The 18,569-nt window shown below is 69.5% G+C and carries 18 protein-coding genes and 1 pseudogene; 10 read left to right on the top strand and 9 right to left on the bottom strand.

Translation table 11 applies throughout. The features are described 5' to 3' along the window. Positions 1 to 3: 3 nt before the first annotated feature. The 4 genes from secE to rplA all read left to right on the top strand — a co-directional run bounded on the left by secE (position 4) and on the right by rplA (position 2,636). A complete protein-coding gene (secE, locus tag A5659_RS20945; protein ID WP_066881176.1) occupies positions 4 to 453 on the top strand; it encodes a preprotein translocase subunit SecE in 450 nt (149 codons plus the stop codon). Positions 454 to 514: 61 nt separating this feature from the next. Further along, positions 515 to 1,327, top strand: a complete 813-nt coding sequence (gene nusG, locus A5659_RS20950; protein ID WP_067183982.1) for a transcription termination/antitermination protein NusG — start codon at positions 515 to 517, stop codon at positions 1,325 to 1,327. Positions 1,328 to 1,373: 46 nt separating this feature from the next. Next, the gene (rplK, locus tag A5659_RS20955; protein ID WP_003873569.1) at positions 1,374 to 1,802 is read left to right on the top strand and encodes a 50S ribosomal protein L11; all 429 of its coding nucleotides are present in this window, start codon (positions 1,374 to 1,376) and stop codon (positions 1,800 to 1,802) included. Between the two features lie 126 nt (positions 1,803 to 1,928). Then, positions 1,929 to 2,636 (top strand): 50S ribosomal protein L1, encoded by a 708-nt coding sequence (rplA, locus tag A5659_RS20960; protein WP_066881174.1) that lies wholly within the window; start codon positions 1,929 to 1,931, stop codon positions 2,634 to 2,636. 11 nt (positions 2,637 to 2,647) lie between these two features. On the opposite strand, the gene A5659_RS20965 is transcribed toward rplA, so the two are convergent. The 8 genes from A5659_RS20965 to A5659_RS21000 all read right to left on the bottom strand — a co-directional run bounded on the left by A5659_RS20965 (position 2,648) and on the right by A5659_RS21000 (position 10,193). After that, the gene (locus A5659_RS20965) at positions 2,648 to 3,865 is read right to left on the bottom strand and encodes an RNA polymerase sigma factor (RefSeq protein ID WP_067183986.1); all 1,218 of its coding nucleotides are present in this window, start codon (positions 3,863 to 3,865) and stop codon (positions 2,648 to 2,650) included. A 3-nt stretch (positions 3,866 to 3,868) separates the two neighbouring features. Further along, positions 3,869 to 4,567 carry a YciI family protein gene (locus A5659_RS20970; RefSeq protein ID WP_066869219.1) on the bottom strand — a complete coding sequence of 233 codons (699 nt, stop codon included), beginning with the start codon at positions 4,565 to 4,567 and terminating at the stop codon, positions 3,869 to 3,871. A 102-nt stretch (positions 4,568 to 4,669) separates the two neighbouring features. Then, complete coding sequence (mmaA4, locus tag A5659_RS20975; protein ID WP_066869222.1) at positions 4,670 to 5,566, bottom strand: hydroxymycolate synthase MmaA4; 897 nt, start codon at positions 5,564 to 5,566, stop codon at positions 4,670 to 4,672. A 236-nt stretch (positions 5,567 to 5,802) separates the two neighbouring features. Continuing rightward, positions 5,803 to 6,663: a cyclopropane mycolic acid synthase family methyltransferase gene (locus A5659_RS20980; RefSeq protein WP_067142581.1), complete on the bottom strand. Its 861-nt coding sequence runs from the start codon at positions 6,661 to 6,663 to the stop codon at positions 5,803 to 5,805. An 88-nt stretch (positions 6,664 to 6,751) separates the two neighbouring features. Beyond that, on the bottom strand, positions 6,752 to 7,660 hold the full coding sequence (locus tag A5659_RS20985; RefSeq protein WP_197498125.1) for an alpha/beta fold hydrolase: 909 nt from the start codon (positions 7,658 to 7,660) through the stop codon (positions 6,752 to 6,754). A gap of 7 nt (positions 7,661 to 7,667) precedes the next feature. Then, the gene (locus A5659_RS20990; RefSeq protein WP_066881167.1) at positions 7,668 to 9,014 is read right to left on the bottom strand and encodes an AarF/ABC1/UbiB kinase family protein; all 1,347 of its coding nucleotides are present in this window, start codon (positions 9,012 to 9,014) and stop codon (positions 7,668 to 7,670) included. Between the two features lie 41 nt (positions 9,015 to 9,055). Beyond that, the gene (locus A5659_RS20995; protein WP_066869485.1) at positions 9,056 to 9,649 is read right to left on the bottom strand and encodes a DinB family protein; all 594 of its coding nucleotides are present in this window, start codon (positions 9,647 to 9,649) and stop codon (positions 9,056 to 9,058) included. A 22-nt stretch (positions 9,650 to 9,671) separates the two neighbouring features. Continuing rightward, positions 9,672 to 10,193, bottom strand: a complete 522-nt coding sequence (locus A5659_RS21000) for a DinB family protein (protein ID WP_066869233.1) — start codon at positions 10,191 to 10,193, stop codon at positions 9,672 to 9,674. A gap of 45 nt (positions 10,194 to 10,238) precedes the next feature. Between A5659_RS21000 and A5659_RS21005 the strand changes: the two genes are divergently transcribed. From A5659_RS21005 to rplL, 6 genes and pseudogenes are all read left to right on the top strand, one after another. Beyond that, positions 10,239 to 14,408, top strand: a complete 4,170-nt coding sequence (locus A5659_RS21005; protein ID WP_067183995.1) for an NEW3 domain-containing protein — start codon at positions 10,239 to 10,241, stop codon at positions 14,406 to 14,408. Positions 14,409 to 14,418: 10 nt separating this feature from the next. Continuing rightward, a pseudogene (locus A5659_RS21010) lies at positions 14,419 to 15,079 on the top strand (malonyl CoA-ACP transacylase). A 5-nt stretch (positions 15,080 to 15,084) separates the two neighbouring features. Next, the gene (locus A5659_RS21015; protein ID WP_066869243.1) at positions 15,085 to 16,002 is read left to right on the top strand and encodes an ROK family protein; all 918 of its coding nucleotides are present in this window, start codon (positions 15,085 to 15,087) and stop codon (positions 16,000 to 16,002) included. Between the two features lie 32 nt (positions 16,003 to 16,034). Further along, positions 16,035 to 16,475: a DUF1772 domain-containing protein gene (locus tag A5659_RS21020; protein WP_066869246.1), complete on the top strand. Its 441-nt coding sequence runs from the start codon at positions 16,035 to 16,037 to the stop codon at positions 16,473 to 16,475. A 249-nt stretch (positions 16,476 to 16,724) separates the two neighbouring features. Next, on the top strand, positions 16,725 to 17,345 hold the full coding sequence (rplJ, locus tag A5659_RS21025) for a 50S ribosomal protein L10 (protein ID WP_067183998.1): 621 nt from the start codon (positions 16,725 to 16,727) through the stop codon (positions 17,343 to 17,345). Between the two features lie 43 nt (positions 17,346 to 17,388). Beyond that, entirely contained in the window at positions 17,389 to 17,784 is a 396-nt protein-coding gene (gene rplL, locus A5659_RS21030) for a 50S ribosomal protein L7/L12 (protein ID WP_066869254.1), read from the top strand. A 50-nt stretch (positions 17,785 to 17,834) separates the two neighbouring features. Here the strand turns inward: rplL and A5659_RS21035 are convergent, their stop codons facing one another. After that, complete coding sequence (locus tag A5659_RS21035; protein ID WP_067142609.1) at positions 17,835 to 18,512, bottom strand: TetR/AcrR family transcriptional regulator; 678 nt, start codon at positions 18,510 to 18,512, stop codon at positions 17,835 to 17,837. Positions 18,513 to 18,569: the final 57 nt, after the last annotated feature.

The following is an 18,569-nucleotide window of genomic DNA, read 5'->3' on the forward strand; positions in this document are numbered from 1 at the left end:
GCGGTGAGCGACGAAGGCGATGTTGCCAACGACGCCGCAAGCGACGGCACTGACAAAGAGGACGGCCGCGCGAGCGGCGGTCGGACGGCGGTGGTGACGCGGCCCCAGCGCCCCACGGGCAAGCGGTCCCGGCAGCGGGCGGCCGAGGCCGGCGAGGACGCCGTATCGCCGGACGACGTCGAAGCCGCGACGCCGGAGAAGACCAAAAAGGGCGCCAAAGCCAAGAAGGCCGCCAAGCCCAAGAAGGCCGGCGACCACCGGGTCAACCCCTTCGTGTTCGTCTACAACTACCTCAAGCAGGTCGTTGCAGAGATGCGGAAGGTCATCTGGCCCAACCGCAAGCAGATGCTCACTTACACCTCCGTTGTGCTGGCTTTCCTGGCCTTCATGGTGGCGCTGGTCGGCCTGGCGGATTTCGGCCTGACCAAGCTGGTGCTGCTGGTGTTCGGCTGAGCGAGTGACGCCGCTTTTGAATGTGACGCCGCTTTTGAATGTGACAGAGAGGACTCAAACCGTGACTACCTTCGACGGTGACCCGTCCGCGGGTGAAGCGGTCGACCTGAAAGGGACCGACGAGGCCGCCGAGGCGCAGGCCACGGACACCTCTGCGGCCACCGAGGTCACCGAGGCGACCGCGGACCAGGCTGTCGACGAGACGGCCGAGGCCGCCGAGGCGCCCGAGGAGCCGGCCGAGGACGAGGATGTCGACCCCGCCGTCGCGCTCAAGGCCGAACTGCGCTCCAAGCCCGGCGACTGGTATGTCATCCACTCCTATGCGGGCTACGAGAACAAGGTCAAAGCCAACCTCGAAACCCGTGTGCAGAACCTCGACGTCGGCGACTACATCTTCCAGGTGGAGGTGCCCACCGAAGAGGTCACCGAGATCAAGAACGGCCAGCGCAAGCAGGTCAACCGCAAGGTGCTGCCCGGCTACATCCTGGTGCGCATGGACCTGACCGACGACTCGTGGGCCGCGGTGCGCAACACCCCCGGCGTCACCGGGTTCGTCGGGGCCACCTCGCGTCCGTCGGCGCTGACCCTCGACGACGTGGTCAAGTTCCTGCTGCCGCGCGGCGCGACGAAGAAGGCCGCCAAGGGTGCGGCCACCACGGCGGCCGCCGCCGAGGTCGGCGGGCTGGAACGTCCGGCCATCGAGGTCGACTACGAGGTCGGCGAATCGGTGACGGTCATGGACGGCCCGTTCGCGACGCTGCCCGCCACGATCAGCGAGGTCAACGGCGAACAGCAGAAGCTCAAGGTGCTGGTGTCCATCTTCGGCCGCGAAACCCCGGTCGAATTGACCTTCAGCCAAGTCTCCAAGCTCTAACCGGCGCATACGCCGGGCGTAAACCAGGAAGGAACAGCACAATCTCATGGCCCCGAAGAAGAAAGTCGTCGGGCTGATCAAGCTTCAGATCCAGGCGGGGCAGGCCAACCCGGCGCCGCCGGTCGGGCCCGCGCTCGGTCAGCACGGCGTCAACATCATGGAGTTCTGCAAGGCGTACAACGCCGCCACCGAGAACCAGCGCGGCCAGGTCATCCCGGTGGAGATCACGGTCTACGAGGACCGCAGCTTCACCTTCGCGCTCAAGACGCCGCCCGCCGCCAAGCTGTTGCTCAAGGCCGCCGGCGTGGGCAAGGGATCGGCCGAGCCGCACAAGAACAAGGTGGCCAAGGTCAGCTGGGATCAGGTCAAGGAGATCGCCGAGACCAAGAAGGCCGACCTGAACGCCAACGACATCGACGCGGCCGCCAAGATCATCGCCGGCACCGCCCGGTCGATGGGTATCACCGTCGAGTAACACCAGCACCACCACCGTGGGAGGGCCAGCTTCGGCCCGCCGTCGGACGACGATGCAGGCCGGCAACGGCCTGAGGAGGAGTCCGACACCAGACAACCACGACCCAACATCGGATTGGATGAATCAATGAGCAAGAACAGCAAGGCATATCGCGCCGCCGCCGAGAAGGTGGACCGCGACAACCTCTACTCCCCGCTGGAGGCGGCCAAGCTCGCCAAGGAGACGTCGTCGAGCAAGCAGGACTCGACCGTCGAGGTGGCGATCCGGCTCGGCGTCGACCCCCGCAAGGCCGACCAGATGGTCCGCGGCACGGTCAACCTGCCGCACGGCACCGGTAAGACCGCCCGCGTCGCCGTGTTCGCCGTCGGCGACAAGGCCGAGCAGGCGCAGGCCGCCGGCGCCGACATCGTCGGCAGCGACGACCTGATCGAGAAGATCCAGGGCGGCTGGCTGGAATTCGACGCCGCGATCGCGACCCCGGACCAGATGGCCAAGGTGGGTCGCATCGCCCGGGTGCTCGGCCCCCGCGGCCTGATGCCGAACCCCAAGACCGGCACCGTGACCCCCGATGTCGCCAAGGCCGTGGCCGACATCAAGGGCGGAAAGATCAACTTCCGGGTGGACAAGCAGGCCAACCTGCACTTCGTCATCGGCAAGGCCTCGTTCGACGAGAAGGCGCTGGCCGAGAACTACGGCGCGGCGCTGGACGAGGTGCTGCGGCTCAAGCCGTCCGCGTCCAAGGGCCGCTACCTGAAGAAGATCGTGGTCTCGACGACGACCGGCCCGGGTATCCCGGTGGACCCCGCCGTCACCCGCAATTTCGCGGAGTCCTGAGCCCGGGCGGGTTATCCGCCGCACTCGATGATGCGCCGCCGCAGAAACTCGCGGCCCGGGTCGGATCCGTTGGACTCCAACGCGGCTCGATACCAGGGCAGCGCGTCGGCGGGTCTGCCGGCGCGCCGCAGCAGGTCGGCGCGCACGGTCGCGCTCAGATTGGTGCGGGTTAGCCGCGGGTCGTGTGCCACCTCGTCCAGGGCGGCCAGGCCGGCGTCGGGGCCGTCGCGGAATCCGAGGGCCAGCGCCCGGTTGGCGGCCACCACCGGCGAGTTGGTCAGCGCGAGGAGCCGGTCGTAGGCGACGCAGATGGTGACCCAGTCGGTCTGCTCCCAGGACGGCGCCGTGGCGTGCAGCGCCGCGATCACCGCCTGGGGCAGATAGGGGCCCGTCGAGCCCTCGGCGTGACGCAACCGCTCGAGACCGCGCGCGATGCGGCCCCGGTCCCACCGGCGCCGGTCCTGGTCCTCGAGCGGCACCAGCATGCCGGCCTCGTCCACCCGGGTGGCGCGCCGTGAATCGTGCAGCAGCATCAGCGCGGACAAGGCGTGCGCCTCCGGCTCGTCGGGCAGCAGCACGCACAACTCCCCGCCCAGCCGGATCCCTTCGTCGCACAGGTCGTCGCGGACGGCCGAGGGGCCCGCGGTCGACCAATAGCCCTCGGTGAAAACCGAATAGACGCAACCGAACACGTGCGGTGTGCGCTCGGGCAGCAACTCGGGGGGCGGCACCCGCAGCGGGATGTTGGCGTGCCGAATCTTGTTCTTGGCGCGCGTGATCCGCTGCCCGATCGCCGTCTCGGTCTGCAGCAGCGCGCGGGCGATCTCGCCGACGGTCAAACCCGACACCAGCCGCAGCGTCAGCGCCAATTGCGACTGTCGGTCCAGCGCCGGGTGGGCGCAGGTGAACATCATCCGCAGCTCGTCGTCGCGAACCGGATGCGGTTCGGTGTGATCGGTGCGAGTCCGAATATCGTCGACCACCGCCGCCAATTCCTTTCCGGGACGCGCGGATTCGCGGCGCAGCCGGTCCCGGGCGCGGTTACGGCCGACGGTCACCAGCCATCCACCGGGGTTGGCGGGCACCCCGTCGCGCGGCCAGGTGCGCAACGCTTCGGCGCAGGCCTCCTGGACGGCGTCCTCGGCGACGGTGAGGTCACCCGACCACCGCGCGAGCGCGGCCACGGCCGGTCCCCATTCCCGGCGGAAGACGCCGTCCAGGTCGGCCATCGGCTACAGGCCGGAGACGCCCGCCAGCTGGCGCAGTTGCACGGTCGAGGCGGGAATCATCGAGGCGATCTTGACGGCCTCGTCGCGATCGGTGGCGCTGAGCAGATAGATGCCGGTGGCGATCTCGGCGCCCTCGACGTAGGGCCCGTCGGTGATGAGGACCTCGCCGTCGCGCACCCGAACCGTCGTCGCCGTGGACCGGTCGTGCAGGGCCGCACCGCCGATCACGTGATCGCCGGCGGCGGCGTGCAGGTCCGCGTGCTTGGCGGCCGTCGCCTCCCACTCCGGCGTGCCCGGGGTGTGTGCCGATTCGGCCGGCTCCAACAGCAGCGCGAGCCAGTCGTTGCCGGTCAGCTTGCGCGACGGCTCGATCGAGTGGACCACCGGCCACAGCTCGACCGCCCCGAATGCGGCCACCGGGACGTCGCGGGCCAGCGCGAGCGCCTCGTCCAAATTTTCCGCTTCGAAGACGTAGTAGCCGCAGGCCACCTCGGCGGTCTCCGCGAAGGGGCCGTCGGTGACCACCGGCGCGTCCGGACCGCCGGTGACCACCACCGCGGCCGCGGCCGGGGCCAGCGCGTCACCGGCTTTGATGGCCGAGCCGGCTTTTTCGTGAAAGCTCTCGAAGGCCGCCATCGCGGTGGCGGCATCGTCGGGCGCACGGTCCTGCTCCTTGCTGATCAACAAGGCGAAGTACTGCATGGTCGTCACCTCCGGTAGTGAGCGAAGCCCTGTGCTCCACTCTCTACCTACTCGACGAACCGCGCAGTGCCAATCCGACAGGCGCGCAGATGTCAGGCCGGACTAGTTGGAGGCACCCGGCTTGAGGTAGGTGACCAGGCTGACGTCGAGCATCTCGTCGGCGAAGTAGTGCTCGCAGCCGCGCAGGTACTTGATGTAGCGGTTGTACACCTCTTCGGAGGTGACCTCGATGGCCTTGTCCCGGTTCGACTCCAGTGTGTCGCCCCAGATGTGCAGCGTCTTGATGTAGTGCGGCCGCAGCGAAAGCGGTTCGGGCACAACGAATCCGGCCTTCTCGCCATGATCGACCATCATCTGGGTGGACGGCAGCCGGCCGCCCGGGAAGATCTCGGTGACGATGAACTTGATGAACCGCGCCGTCTCGAACGTCAGCTTCTTGCCACGGGCGTGCAGGTCGCTGGGGTGGTAACTGACGCTGCTCTGGACGGTCATCCGGCCGTCGTCGGGCATGATGTCGAACGTCCGCTTGAAGAAGTCGTCGTAGTTCTCGTGGCCGAAGTGCTCGAAGGCCTCGATCGACACGATGCGGTCGACGGGCTCGTTGAAGTCCTCCCAGTTCTGCAGGCGAACCTCCCGCGAGCGGTCGCTGTCGACTGAACCGAGCAGCGCCTCGGCGCGGGCGTGCTGGTTCTTCGACAGCGTCAGGCCGATGACGTTGACGTCGAACCGCTCGACGGCGCGCTTCATGGTGGTGCCCCACCCGCAGCCGATGTCCAGCAGGGTCATGCCCGGCTTGAGGTCCAGCTTGTCCAGGTTCAGGTCGATCTTGGCGTACTGGGCCTCTTCCAGGCTCATGTCGTCGCGCTCGAAGTACGCGCAGCTGTAGATCCGGGACGGATCCTGGAACAGGCCGAAGAAGTCGTCGGAGACGTCGTAATGCGCCTGGATGTCCTCCGAACGCGTGCGCGTCTTCGTCGGGCTAGTCGGTTGCTCAGCCATTTTCGTCCTGTTCTCCTGGATGAGATCCACTTCCTATGACCCGCGCACCCATCCGAGGGGTCAAGTTTGACCAGCAACGATACCCAACGTCGTGGCGTGCTTCGGCAAGGGTGCAAGTGCGCGTCGCGGAGCCGACCGCGGTTACGCAGTCTACTTTTCCAGGGTGAACTGGTTGACGTCCACCCAGCCGAACCTAAGACGTTGGCCCGGCCGGTCGTGCTGGCCGGGGCCGGCCGCTACTTGGTGAGGGTGTACTGGGCGACGTTGGAGATGCCCTTGCGGAAAAGCTCCGCGCAGCCGGTCAGATAGCGCATGAAGCGGTCGTAGACCTCTTCGGACTGGATGGCGATGGCGCGGTCGCGATTCGCCTCGAGATTGGCCGCCCACATGTCCAGCGTGCGCGCGTAATGCGGCCGCAGGTATTGGGTGTGTTCGAGCGAGAAACCTGCCTGCTGGGAAAGGTCGACGATATCGGGTTCGCCGCACATCTGCCCGCCCGGGAAAATCTCCTTGCCGAGAAAATGCAGAAAACGCAGGTCGGACATCGTGATTTTGATGCCGACCTCCTTCCAGTGCGACTGCGGATGCGTGAAAATGCTGTGCATCAGCATCCGGCTGCCCTCCGGAAGGGTCTTATATGCCCAATCCCAGAACGCGGGCCAACGTTCCTTTTTGAACGCGTCGAAGGCCTCGAAGCTGACGATCCGGTCGACCTGCTCGTCGAACTCTTCCCACCCCTGCAGCCGGGCCTCGGCCCGCCGGGTTGTCGGGATCGCCGCCAGCCGCGCCTTGGTGCGCGCGTAGTGGTTCCGGCTCAGCGTGATGCCAATGACATTGACGTCGTATTTCTCCAGCGCACGGACCACGGCACCGCCCCAGCCGCACCCGACGTCGAGCACCGTCATTCCCGGCTCGAGATTCATCTTGTCCAGGGCCAGATCGATCTTCGCGAGCTGCGCCTCTTCCAGCGTCATGTCGTCGTTCTTGAAGTAGGCGCAGGTGTACACCATGTTCGGGTCCAGGAACAGCGCGAAAAAGTCGTCTGAAATGTCGTAGGTTGCCTGCGACTCTTCGTAATACGGCTTCAGCTTGGCCAATTGAGACACCCACCCTTCTGTGCCAACCGTACAGCCCTGCGACATGGACTGAAAATCGCGGGGATGCGTTTCTACCGAATGATTTTGGCTAACCGGCCCTGTCGAAGTTTTTCGTCAACACGTCGATCACCTGATCCCACAACTGCTGTGGAAGATCATGGCCCATGCCGTCGAATGTCACCAATCGGGCGCCATCGATCGCCCGCGCCACGGCGCGGCCACCGAACGGCCGCATCAGCTTGTCCGCCCGGCCGTGGATCACCACCGTGGGGGCGGTGGTCTGCCGGTTGTAGCGACGCAGGCTGCCGCTGCCCAGCACCGCCCCGAAATGCCTCGCGACGCCCTGCGGGTAGTAGTTGCGGTCGTAGCCCTCGGCGGCCTCGGCGCGGGCCTGCTCTTCGGGCACGCGGTAGCGCGGGCTGCCGATGATGTTGCCGACGCGCACCGCGTTGTCGATGATCACCTCGCGCGGCGAGTCGGGCGGCGGGCCCTTGAGCAGCGCCAGCAACGCACGCGGGGCCGGCGGCGGCAGCAGCGCCGAGTTGTTGCTGGAAAAGATGATCGCGAGGGACTTGGTCCGCTCCCGGAATCGCGCGGCGAAGATCTGCGCGATCATGCCGCCCATCGACGCCCCGACGATGTGGGCGCGGTCGATCCCCAGCTGGTCCAGCACGGCGGCGGCGTCGTCGGCCATGTCCTCGAGCCGGTAGGCCGACCGGCTGGGCAGACCCAGCCAGGACCGCACCAACTTGACCACCAGCGGCTGACCCGAGCTGCGGTGTTGGGTCTTGCTGGACAGGCCGACGTCGCGGTTGTCGTACCGGATGACCCGCAGACCGTGGCCGACCAGCTTCTCGCAGAACGCGATCCGCCACAGCAGCAGCTGGGCGCCCAGGCCCATGATGAGCAGGACGGGCGGGTCGTCGATGTCGCCCATGTCCTCGTAATACAGCTTCAGATCGCCGGCAATGGCATGCCCCGTGCGGACCTGCACCAGAAAGCTCCTATACCTCGATGTCGGAGGAGTGCTCGCGGCTGACTTCGACCATGAAGTTCGCGAAATAGCCGGTCAGTTGCGGATCCGACATCATCTGCCACTTGGGCGCCAGCAGCTTCATGTACCGCTCGACGTAGAGGAATTGCTTGCCGATCAGCACCAGCTCGCGGGGGAGCTTGACGTCGTAGGCGTCGGCCAGCGCCGACAGCTGCCGGCCGATGTCCGCGTAGGACATGTCGCCCAGGGTCTGCATGGTCAGCGGGGTGGCGAACTTCTCCAAATCCTTGGCGGCCTCGGCCTCCGGCTTCATGGTGCCGACGGCGCCCATCAGCACCACGATCTTGCCCGCCGCTGCGTGGTCCTTCTTGACCAGCAGCGCGTACACCAGCTCGCGCAGCAACCAGCGGGTGCGGGGATCGATGCGGCCCATGATCCCGAAGTCGAAGAAGACGATGCGACCCTGGTCGTCAACGTAGAGGTTCCCCGCGTGCAGGTCGCCGTGGAACAACCCGTGCCGCAGCCCGCCCTCGAACAGTGAGAACAGCAGCGCCTTCACCAGCTCGGTGCCGTCGAACCCGGCCTTGCGGATGGCGGCGACGTCGTCGATGCGGATCCCGTGCACCCGCTCCATCGTCAGCACCCGGTCGCTGGTGAAGTCCCAGAACACCTGCGGCACCCGGATGTTCTTGCCGAGCGGGGAGGCGTGCAGGTGCGCCACCCACGCCTCCATCGACTGCGCCTCCAGCCGGAAGTTCAGCTCCTCGGCCAGGTTGTCGGAGAAGTCGGCGACCACGTCTTGCGCCGAGAGCCGGCGGCCCAGCTTGGCCAGTTCGACGGCCTGGGCAAAACGCTTGAGGATCTGCAGGTCGGCCGCGACCCGGCGCCGGATGCCGGGGCGCTGGATCTTGACGACGACCTCCTCGCCGGTGTGCAGGGTGGCGTAGTGCACCTGCGCGATCGACGCCGACGCGAACGGCGTCTCGTCCCATTTGGCGAACAACTCGGACGGGTCGCCGCCGAGATCCTCGACGAAAAGCTTGTGCACTTCCTCGGAGTCGGCGGGCGGTACCCGGTCGAGCAGGCCGCGGAACTCGCGGGACAGCGATTCGCCGAACGCCCCGGGACTGGACGCGATGATCTGTCCGAATTTGACGTACGTCGGCCCCAGGTCGGCGAAGGTCTGCGGGAGCTGCTTGATCACCTTCTGCTGCCACGGGCCGCGACCCGGCAGCTTGGTGATGATGCGAGCGGCGGTGCGGGTGACCTGCCAACCTGTCACGGCGACCCGGGCCGCTTCGACCGGCAACGGCACCCGGTCGAGCTTGGCCCCCTCTCGGTGTTTGGTAGAGCTCATCAGTGCAGTGTGCCAAATGGGCGCGGATGAGTCCCAATCCTCTAACCCGGGCGCTCACCGCTATCGCCGGGTTTCCAGGGCTGCACCCAGCCCTCGATCGCCCAGCCCTCCCGCGCGGCGATCAGCTCGTACATGGTGGCGCCGTCGATCGTCTCCCGGATGATGTCGGCGTGCCCGGCATGCCGGGCCAGCTCGTTGATCACGTGCAGGATCACCCAGCGCACCGACCAGGCCCGCTGGTCCTTGGGAAACCACGGGATGTCCCGCGGGACGGGCACCGCGGCGTCCAGGTCCGCGGACTCCACCAGCCGCAGCGTCGTCGCGTTCTGGGCCCTGAACGCGTCCAGCAGCCCGGCCAGCGTCTCGTCGGGCCGCATCACGTGCTGATCGGCGAACTCCCTGCTGATCTGCTCGAACGGACGGGGGTCTTTCGGCGGCGCGCCGGGCGCGGCGGCCACCCGCGCCATCCAGGTGCGCTGCATGCCGGTGGCGTGCTTGACCAGCCCGCCGATCGACAGCGCGCTGACCGAGGGCGTAGAGCGGGCCTGATCGTCGGTGAGGCCGTGGCTGACGGCGAAATACGCGCTCTGGTGATAGGCGAGGAATTCGCGCAGGGCGCTGCGTTCGTCGGCCACCGGCGGGGCGAGGGCGGGCATGTCAATCCTTCCTGTTGTGGACGTAAAGGTCGCGCAGGCAAGCAATTTCGGCGCCGTGATGGATCGCTTCTCGATTGATGTGCAAAACCAGCTCGGTCAGCGGGTAGTCGGCGTATGGCCCTTCGGCCGCGCCGCAGCGGCGGGTCAGGTCGGCGGCGGACAGCGAGCGCACGCCGGTGATCCACCTCGCGTACGTCTCGTCGAGCTGCCGCAGCGCGGTGGCGGCCTCGGTCGCATAGTCCCAACTCTGGTAGTCGGCCGGCGGTCCGCCGAAATGGTGATGGGCACGCATCGCGAATACGCCGACGATGACGTGCGCCATGCGCCACGCGATCGTGGTGAACGGTGCCGGGCTGGGCGCCGGGAACGCGAAATCGATCGACCCGTCCGGATGCACGGTCCAGCAGTCGGGCACGGGCTGCCAGAAGTACTCGTCGTCGGTCAGACCGTCCAGGCGCGGGCGCAATTGGTTGTGCCAGTGCCAGTCGAGTTGATCGGCCAGTTGGGTGGTCAAATCCGCCATGACGGTCAGCTTTCCAGCAACCCCGCGTCGCCGTAAGGTGCGGGCATGCAGGTGACTTCGGTGGCCTCGACCGAACTGTTCGTCGGACCGCCGGACACCCCGCTGCAGCTGGTGCGGGTCACCCTCGCGGGGGTGAGCGGGCCGACGTCGGTCCGCATCGACGGGGACGGGCTGACGGGCGAAGCGGTCGCCGATCTCAGCGACAAGGTCGTCGAGGTCCCCGTCACCGTTCACCGTCCCGTCGTCGGGCAACGCCGGCCGGCGCGGGCGCACGTCGGCGGCGAGCGGCTGCCGTTCGAGTTCACCGTGGCCGAGCCCGGCTGGACGATGTTCATGGTCAGCCACTTCCACTACGACCCGGTGTGGTGGAACACCCAGGGCGCCTACACCAGCGAGTGGACCGAGGACCCGCCGGGGCGGGCCCGCCAGCGCAACGGGTTCGACCTGGTGCACGCGCATCTGGAGATGGCCCGCCGCGACCCCGACTACAAGTTCGTGCTGGCCGAGGTCGACTACCTCAAGCCGTACTGGGACACCCGCCCCGAAGACCGGGCCGACCTGCGCCGGTTCATCGACCAGGGCCGCGTCGAGGTGATGGGCGGCACCTACAACGAACCCAACACCAACCTCACCAGCCCGGAAACGACGATTCGCAACCTGGTGCACGGCATGGGTTTTCAGCGCCACGTCGTCGGGGCTGACCCGGCGACCGCCTGGCAGCTGGACGTGTTCGGCCACGACCCGCAGTTCCCGGGCATGGCCGCCGATGCCGGGCTGACGTCGAGTTCGTGGGCCAGGGGACCGCACCACCAGTGGGGTCCCGCGCTGGGCGACGGCGACGTGGAGCGCATGCAGTTCGCCAGCGAGTTCGAATGGATCTCGCCGTCCGGCCGCGGGCTGCTTACCCACTACATGCCGGCGCACTATTCGGCGGGGTGGTGGATGGACTCCGCGGCGTCGCTGGGCGAGGCCGAGGAGGCCACGTGCGAGCTCTTCGACCAGCTCAAGAAGGTCGCGTTGACCCGCAACGTGTTGCTGCCGGTCGGCACCGACTACACCCCGCCCAACAAGTGGGTCACCGAGATCCACCGCGACTGGGCCGCCCGCTACACGTGGCCGCGGTTCGTGTGCGCGCTGCCCAGCGAGTTCTTCGCGGCGGTGCGTGCCGAGCTGGCGCGGCGCGACTGCGTGCCGTCGCCGCAAACCCGGGACATGAACCCGATCTACACCGGCAAGGACGTGTCCTACATCGACACCAAGCAGGCCAACCGGGCCGCCGAGAACGCCGTCCTGGCGGCCGAGCGTTTCGCGGTCTTCGCCGGGCTGCTGACCGGCGCCCCTTACCCGCAGGCCGCGCTGGCCAAGGCGTGGGTGCAGCTGGTCTACGGCGCGCACCACGACGCCATCACCGGGTCGGAATCCGACCAGGTGTACCTGGACCTGCTGACCGGGTGGCGCGACGCCTGGGAGCTGGGCCGCGCGGCCCGCGACAGCTCGCTGGCCCTGCTGTCCGGCGCCGTGGGCAGGGGCGACGTGATCGTGTGGAATCCGCTGAGCTGTCCGCGCACCGACGTCGTCACCGCCCACCTCGACCGGCCGGTCGGCGCCGGGGTCCGGGTGCTCGACGCCGACGGTGCCGAGCTGGCGGCGCACGTCGAGCACGGCGGGCGGTCGGTCAGCTGGTTGGCCCGCGACGTGCCGTCGCTGGGTTGGCGGGCCTACCGGCTGGTCCCCGCTGAAGGCGGCGAACCGGCCGGCTGGGAACCGGTGCCGGGAACGGCGATCCGCAACGAGCACTACCGGATCGAGGTCGACCCGGTGCGCGGCGGGGGCGTCGCCTCGCTGATCCAGGACGGGCGCGAGCTGATCGCAGCCGGGCGGGTGGGCAACGAGCTCGCCGTCTACGAGGAATACCCGGCGCACCCGAGCCAGGGCGAGGGCCCGTGGCATCTGCTGCCCAAGGGGCCGATGGTGTGCTCGTCGGAAGGCCCCGCAGACGTGCGGGCCTGGCACGGCCCGCTGGGTCAGCGGCTGGTGGTGCGGGGCCGGATCGGGTCGCTGCTGCGCTACACCCAAACCCTGACGTTGTGGCGCGGGATCGCGCGGGTGGACTGCCGCACCACGATCGACGAGTTCACCGGCGCCGACCAGTTGGTGCGGCTGCGCTGGCCGTGCCCGGTGCCGGGCGCCATGCCGGTCAGCGAGGTGGGCGACGCCGTCATCGGCCGCGGTTTCGCCCTGCTGCACGACGGATCGCGCGCCATGGACACCGCCCAGCACCTGTGGACCCTGGACAACCCGGCGTACGGCTGGTTCGGCCTGTCCTCGGCGGCCCGGGTCCGAATCTCGGGCGCCGACGTGCGGGCGATAGCGGTCGCGGAGGTGGTGTCGCCGACGGAGACGCTGTCGGGGCCGCTGGCCCGGGAGTTGATGGTCGCGCTGGTCCGCGCCGGCGTCACGGCCACCTGCGGCGGCGCCGACAAGCCGCGCTACGGCAACCTCGCAGTCGATTCCAACCTGCCCGACGCGCGCATCGCCCTGGGCGGGCCCGGCCGCAACGCCTTCGCCGCGGCCGTGTTGGCCGAGGCCCCGGCGCACGCCGAGGAGCTGGACCGCCAGTTGGCGACGACCGGCCGGGCCCTCGTGTGGGTGCCCGCCGAGACGCCGCTGGACGCCGTGTGGGTGCCCGACGCCGACCTGCGTCCGCCGCGGGCGTTGCCGGTGCTGATCATCGACGGCCGCGACGACGACCAGCTACGGGCCGCGATCGCCGCGGTGGTCGACGACCTCGGCGACGCCGAGATCGCCGTCGCTCAGCAGGCGCCGGCAGAAACGGGCGCTTTCGAGGACCGCACCGTCGCCCTGCTCAACCGCGGGGTGCCGAGCTTCGCCGTCGACACCGAGGGCACCCTGCACACCGCGCTGATGCGGTCCTGCACCGGTTGGCCGTCGGGCATCTGGATCGACGACCCGCGCCGCACCGCGCCGGACGGCTCCAACTTCCAACTGCAGCACTGGACGCACCACTTCGACTACGCGTTGGTCAGCGCGGCGGGTGACTGGCGGCGCGCCCGGATCGCCACCCACAGTGCGCAGTTCTCCCAGCCGCTGCTCGCCGTCACGCCGGACCGCCGCGGGGGCGCGCTCCCGCCGGCCGGGTCGCTGCTGCGGGTCGAGCCCGCCGAATCGGTACAGCTGGCCGCCCTCAAGGTGGCCGGCAATCCGCTGACCGCGGGCAGCGCGGCGCCGCTGGACCCGAACGCGGTCGCCCTGCGCCTGGTGGAGACCACCGGCGCGGGCACGCCCGTCGTTCTCGAGTCCGACGTCGCGACGCTGACCGGCCTGCACCGCGCCGACCTGCTGGAATCGCGCGCCGAACCCGTATCGTCGGTCGAGCTGCACGGCTATGAGGTGGCGACCGTGCTGGCCCGGTTCGACGCGTCCCGGGCGGCGACCGGCGCCGCCGCGCCGGCCCCGCACGCCGAGGCCGCGCAGCCGCTGTACGCGCGGTATTGGCTGCAAAATCGCGGCCCCGCGCCCCTCGGCGGGCTGCCGGCGGTCGCCCATTTGCACCCGGTGCAGCTGACCGCCCAACCCGGCGACGAGGTGACGCTGCGGCTCACCGCGGCCAGCGACAGCACCGACGCCACCCTTCCCGGCGCCGTCACCCTCAGGTGTCCGGACGGGTGGACGGCCACGCCCGCCCACCTGCCCTTCACCCTGGGCGCCGGCGATCACCTGCACACCGACGTGGCGCTGAGGGTCCCGGCTGGCACCCCACCCGGGCGCTACCCGGTGCGCGCCGAACTGCGCGTCGCCGGCGAAGGCGTCCCGGCCTCCTGGCGACAGCCCGTCGAGGACGTGTGCGTGGTGACGGTGGGCGAGCCCGGCGACCTGATCTTCCTGGGCGGCGGCCCCGTCGAGGTCACGCTCGCACCCGGCGACGCGGGCGACCTGACGGTCACGGTCGGCAGCCACGCCGGGGCCGACCTGGCGCTGGAGGCCCATCTGATCAGCCCGTGGGGCACCTGGGAGTGGATGGGTCCCGCCGCGCTCGGCGCGGTGCTGCCCGCCCGCGGCGCCGTCGACTTAATCTTCCAGCTGACCCCGCCGGCCTGGCTGGCCCCCGGCCAGTGGTGGGCGCTGGTGCGGGTCGGTTGCGCCGGCCGGCTGGTCTACTCGCCGGCGGTGAAGGTGACGGTGACGGTGACATGACAGAGCTGAACTGCCCGACTCCTCCGCACGCCGACTTGCGGCGTGCATCGTCGTCGGGCGAGCATCCGATCGCGACCGTGGCCGGCCTGCCCGTACCGTCGGGCGTGCTCGACGCCGCCGAGGCGCGGCTGCGCGCCGGGCGCGATGCGGCCGCCCTGCCGGTCACCGGCACCAGCGAGGGCCGCCAACTGCGGCGGTGGCTGACCCAGCTGATCGTCACCGAGCGGGTGGTCGCCGTGGAGGCGGCCGCGCGCGGCCTGACCGCGAGCGGCGCCCCATCCGAGGCCGAGCTGCTGCCCGACGTGACCGCCCGGCTGGAGATCGGCAGCGTCGCCGCGGCCGTGCTGGCCGACCCGCGTGCCCGGGCGCTGTTCGCCGATGTCACCGCGGCGGTGCAAGTGGGCGACGCCGAGGTGGCCGCCTACCACGCCCGCAACCCGCTGCGGTTCGCCGCGCCGTTATCGGGCGAACACGGTTGGCGCACACCGGCGCTGGCCGCGCCGCCGCTGGACGAGGTGCGCCCGGCGATCGAAGGGCATCTGCGCGGCGCCGCGCGGCGCCGCGCATTCCGGCTGTGGCTGGACGAGCGGCGCGCCGCGCTGGTGGAGCTGACGCCCGGCTACGAGCATCCCGGTGACCCCCGGCAACCCGACAACACCCACCGGCACTGAGCGCCATGCTCACCCTCGCGCTGGATATCGGCGGCACGAAAATCGCTGCGGGACTGGTGGATTCGGGGGGGAAGCTGGTGTACACCGCGATCCGCCCAACTCCGGTCACGACCGCCCCCGACGACGTCTGGGCCGCCGTCGAAGCGACTATCGCCGACGCCCTGGGGACGGCGGACGCCGCCGTCACCGCGGTGGGGATCGCGTCGGCCGGGCCCATCGATCTGCGCAGCGGATCCGTCAGCCCCATCAACATCGGCAGCTGGGACCGGTTCCCGTTGCGCGACAGGGTCGCCGCGGCGGTGCCCGGGCTGCCGGTGGTTCTGGCCGGCGACGGCGTCTGTATGGCGTTGGGGGAGCACTGGATTGGAGCGGGCAAAACGGCGGGGCCCGACGCCCGATTCCTGCTCGGCATGGTGGTCTCCACCGGGGTGGGCGGCGGCCTGGTGTTCGACGGCGTCCCCTACTCGGGGCGCACCGGCAACGCCGGTCACGTCGGGCACGTAGTGGTCGAGCTGGATGGCCGGCCCTGCACCTGCGGCGGGCACGGCTGCGTCGAAACCGTCGCGTCCGGGCCGTGGATGGTGCGCTGGGCGCGGGAAAACGGATGGTCCGCGCCGGCCGGCGCCGGCGCGAGCGACCTGGCCGCCGCCGCGGCATCAGACCCGTTGGCGCAGCGGGCGTTTCAGCGCGGAGCCAACGCGCTTGCCGCGATGATCGCCTCCGTCGGTGCGGTGTGCGATCTGGACCTGGTGGTGATCGGGGGAGGCGTCGCCAGATCCGGGCCGCTGCTCTTCGACCCGCTGCGCGCGAAGCTCGCCGAATACGCCGGCCTGGACTTCTTGTCCGGGCTGCGGGTGGTGCCGGGGGAACTCGGCGGTGCGGCCGGTCTGATCGGCGCCGCCCGGCTCGCGGGCCTCGGCTGACCCCACGCGGGTTTCATGCCAAGGTCATTGTCATGAACCACAGCATCGACGCCCTCGCGGTCGTGGTCACCGGGCTGCTGGTCGGTGTGGAGCTGGCGGTCGCGGTGTTCTTCCACCCGCTCATCGCCCGGCTGCCCGACGACGCCTTCCGGGCGGCGCGCGGCGGCGCCGGCCGGGCGCTGGGCACGACGATGCCCTTCTGGTACGCCATCGTCCTGCTGCTGTTGGTGTCGCTCGCGGTCCAGGAGCGCGGCGCCCCACGCGATTGGCTCTGCGGCGTCGCCGCCGGCCTGATGGCCGTGGTGGTGTTGTCGACGGTCGCCCTGCTGGTGCCGATCAACAACCGCATCGCGAAGTGGCCCAGCACCGGTGAGCTCTCGCGTGAGCTCGCCGCCCGCTGGGATCGTCGGCACCGCGTGCGGGTGATCCTGCTGCTGGCGGTGTTCGTGCTGCTGGCCCTCGCCGTCACCTGAGTCCGCCGTTTTGGCTGACCGCGCCAGGTCGCGCTATTCTGTTGGCCGATCCACCGAAGACCGTCGGTCACCGAGCAATCGGTTGAAGGTCCGGGAGCATCCCGGCGGCCCACGCAGGAGGACGAGGCATCAGCGCCGGCTCGCGCCGGCGCATTTTCACGCCCCGGCCGCTTCTGCGCCGGGGCGTTCGTCGTTCTTGCGGGGGATCGAGACGACACGTCGCATTGACTTTCACTTCAGGAGGTAGGCATGGCCAGGGCTGACAAGGCCACCGCCGTTGCAGACATCGCCGAGCAGTTCAAGGGATCGACCGCGACCCTGATCACGGAATACCGCGGTCTGACCGTCGCCAACCTGGCCGAACTGCGGCGCTCGCTGGGCGGGGCGGCCACCTACTCGGTGGCCAAGAACACGCTGGTCAAGCGGGCGGCCTCGGAGGCCGGGGTCGAGGGGCTCGACGAGCTTTTCGCCGGCCCGACGGCCATCGCCTTCGTCTCCGGGGAACCGGTCGACGCCGCCAAGGCGATCAAGACCTTCGCCAAGGAACACAAGGCGCTGGTCATCAAGGGCGGCTACATGGACGGCCGTGCGCTGACGGTCGCCGAAGTGGAGCGCATCGCCGACCTCGAGTCGCGCGAGGTGCTGCTGGCCAAGCTGGCCGGCGCGATGAAGGGCAACCTGGCCAAGGCGGCCGGGCTGTTCAACGCTCCGGCGTCGCAGGTCGCCCGCCTGGCGGCCGCTCTGCAGGAGAAGAAGGCTGCAGAGGGGCCAGCAGCTCCGGCAGAGCCCGCGCCCGCCGCGGAATCCACCCCGGAACCCGCTTCGGAAGCACCCGCTGAGGCGCCGGAAACCCCGGCCGAAGCCGAATAACAACCACCCCGGAACCTGGGAAAAACAAGGAAGGACCACACCCATGGCAAAGCTGTCCACTGACGACCTGCTCGACGCGTTCAAGGAAATGACCCTGCTCGAGCTCTCCGACTTCGTGAAGAAGTTCGAGGAGACCTTCGAGGTCACCGCGGCCGCCCCGGTCGCCGTTGCCGCCGCCGGCGGTGGCGCCGCCGGTGGCGCGCCCGCCGAGGCCGCCGAGGAGCAGTCGGAGTTCGACGTCATCCTCGAGGCCGCCGGCGACAAGAAGATCGGCGTCATCAAGGTGGTCCGCGAGATCGTCTCCGGCCTGGGCCTCAAGGAGGCCAAGGACCTGGTCGACGGCGCCCCCAAGCCGCTGCTGGAGAAGGTGGCCAAGGAGGCCGCCGACGAGGCCAAGACCAAGCTCGAGGCCGCCGGCGCCACCGTCACCGTCAAGTAAGTCACTGCGCACCAAACCCCCGGGATCGCCATCCCGGGGGTTTCGTGCGCTCAGCGCCCCTGCATCGCCGTGTGCAGCGACCGCGTCACCCGCTCCGGTGAATCACCAAGGGCGACAAGCAGGTTCGACGTCATCGAGCCGAGCACCGGCACGACGGCCGAGCTGTCAGCGCCGTAATAGCCGGCCAGCTCCAGCATGACGAACCCGTGGATCAACGCCCAGAACTGGGCCGCGGTGGCCACCACGGACGCGTCGTCGGTCGCGGCGCCGGCGGCGATCCGGCCGGCCACCATGCAGCGGTGCACTCCGCGCACCACGTGCGCGAAGCTCGGGTAGTCCCGCTCGATCTCGGCGACCGTCAGCGTCAGGACGTTGTGGGCGGGTGCGTTGATGCCGTGCGCGCTGGTGCTGCCGAACATCAGCCGGTACATGTGCGGGCGCTCGATGGCGTAGCGGCGGTAGGCCGCCCCGATCACGAACAGGTCCGCGACCGGGTCGTCGGTGCGCGGCACCGTCAGCGCGGCGTCGAACTGGCGCAGGCCCTCCTCGGCCACCTCGGCGATGAGCCCGCGCATCCCGCCGAAATGGGTGTAGACCGCCATCGTGGAGGTCCCCGCGGCGCCGGCCACCTTGCGGGTCTGCAGGGCGTCGGGTCCGTCCTCGTCGAGCAGGGCGACCGCCGCGTGCAGCATCCCCTCGCGGACGCTGCGCTGAACGTCTGAAGTCATCGTTGCCATCTTCTCATCGGCGGCGTACCGTGCCAATAACGCTGAAATAACAATGTT

Source organism: Mycobacterium sp. 1165196.3, from assembly GCF_001673415.1.
Lineage (GTDB): Bacteria > Actinomycetota > Actinomycetes > Mycobacteriales > Mycobacteriaceae > Mycobacterium > Mycobacterium europaeum_A.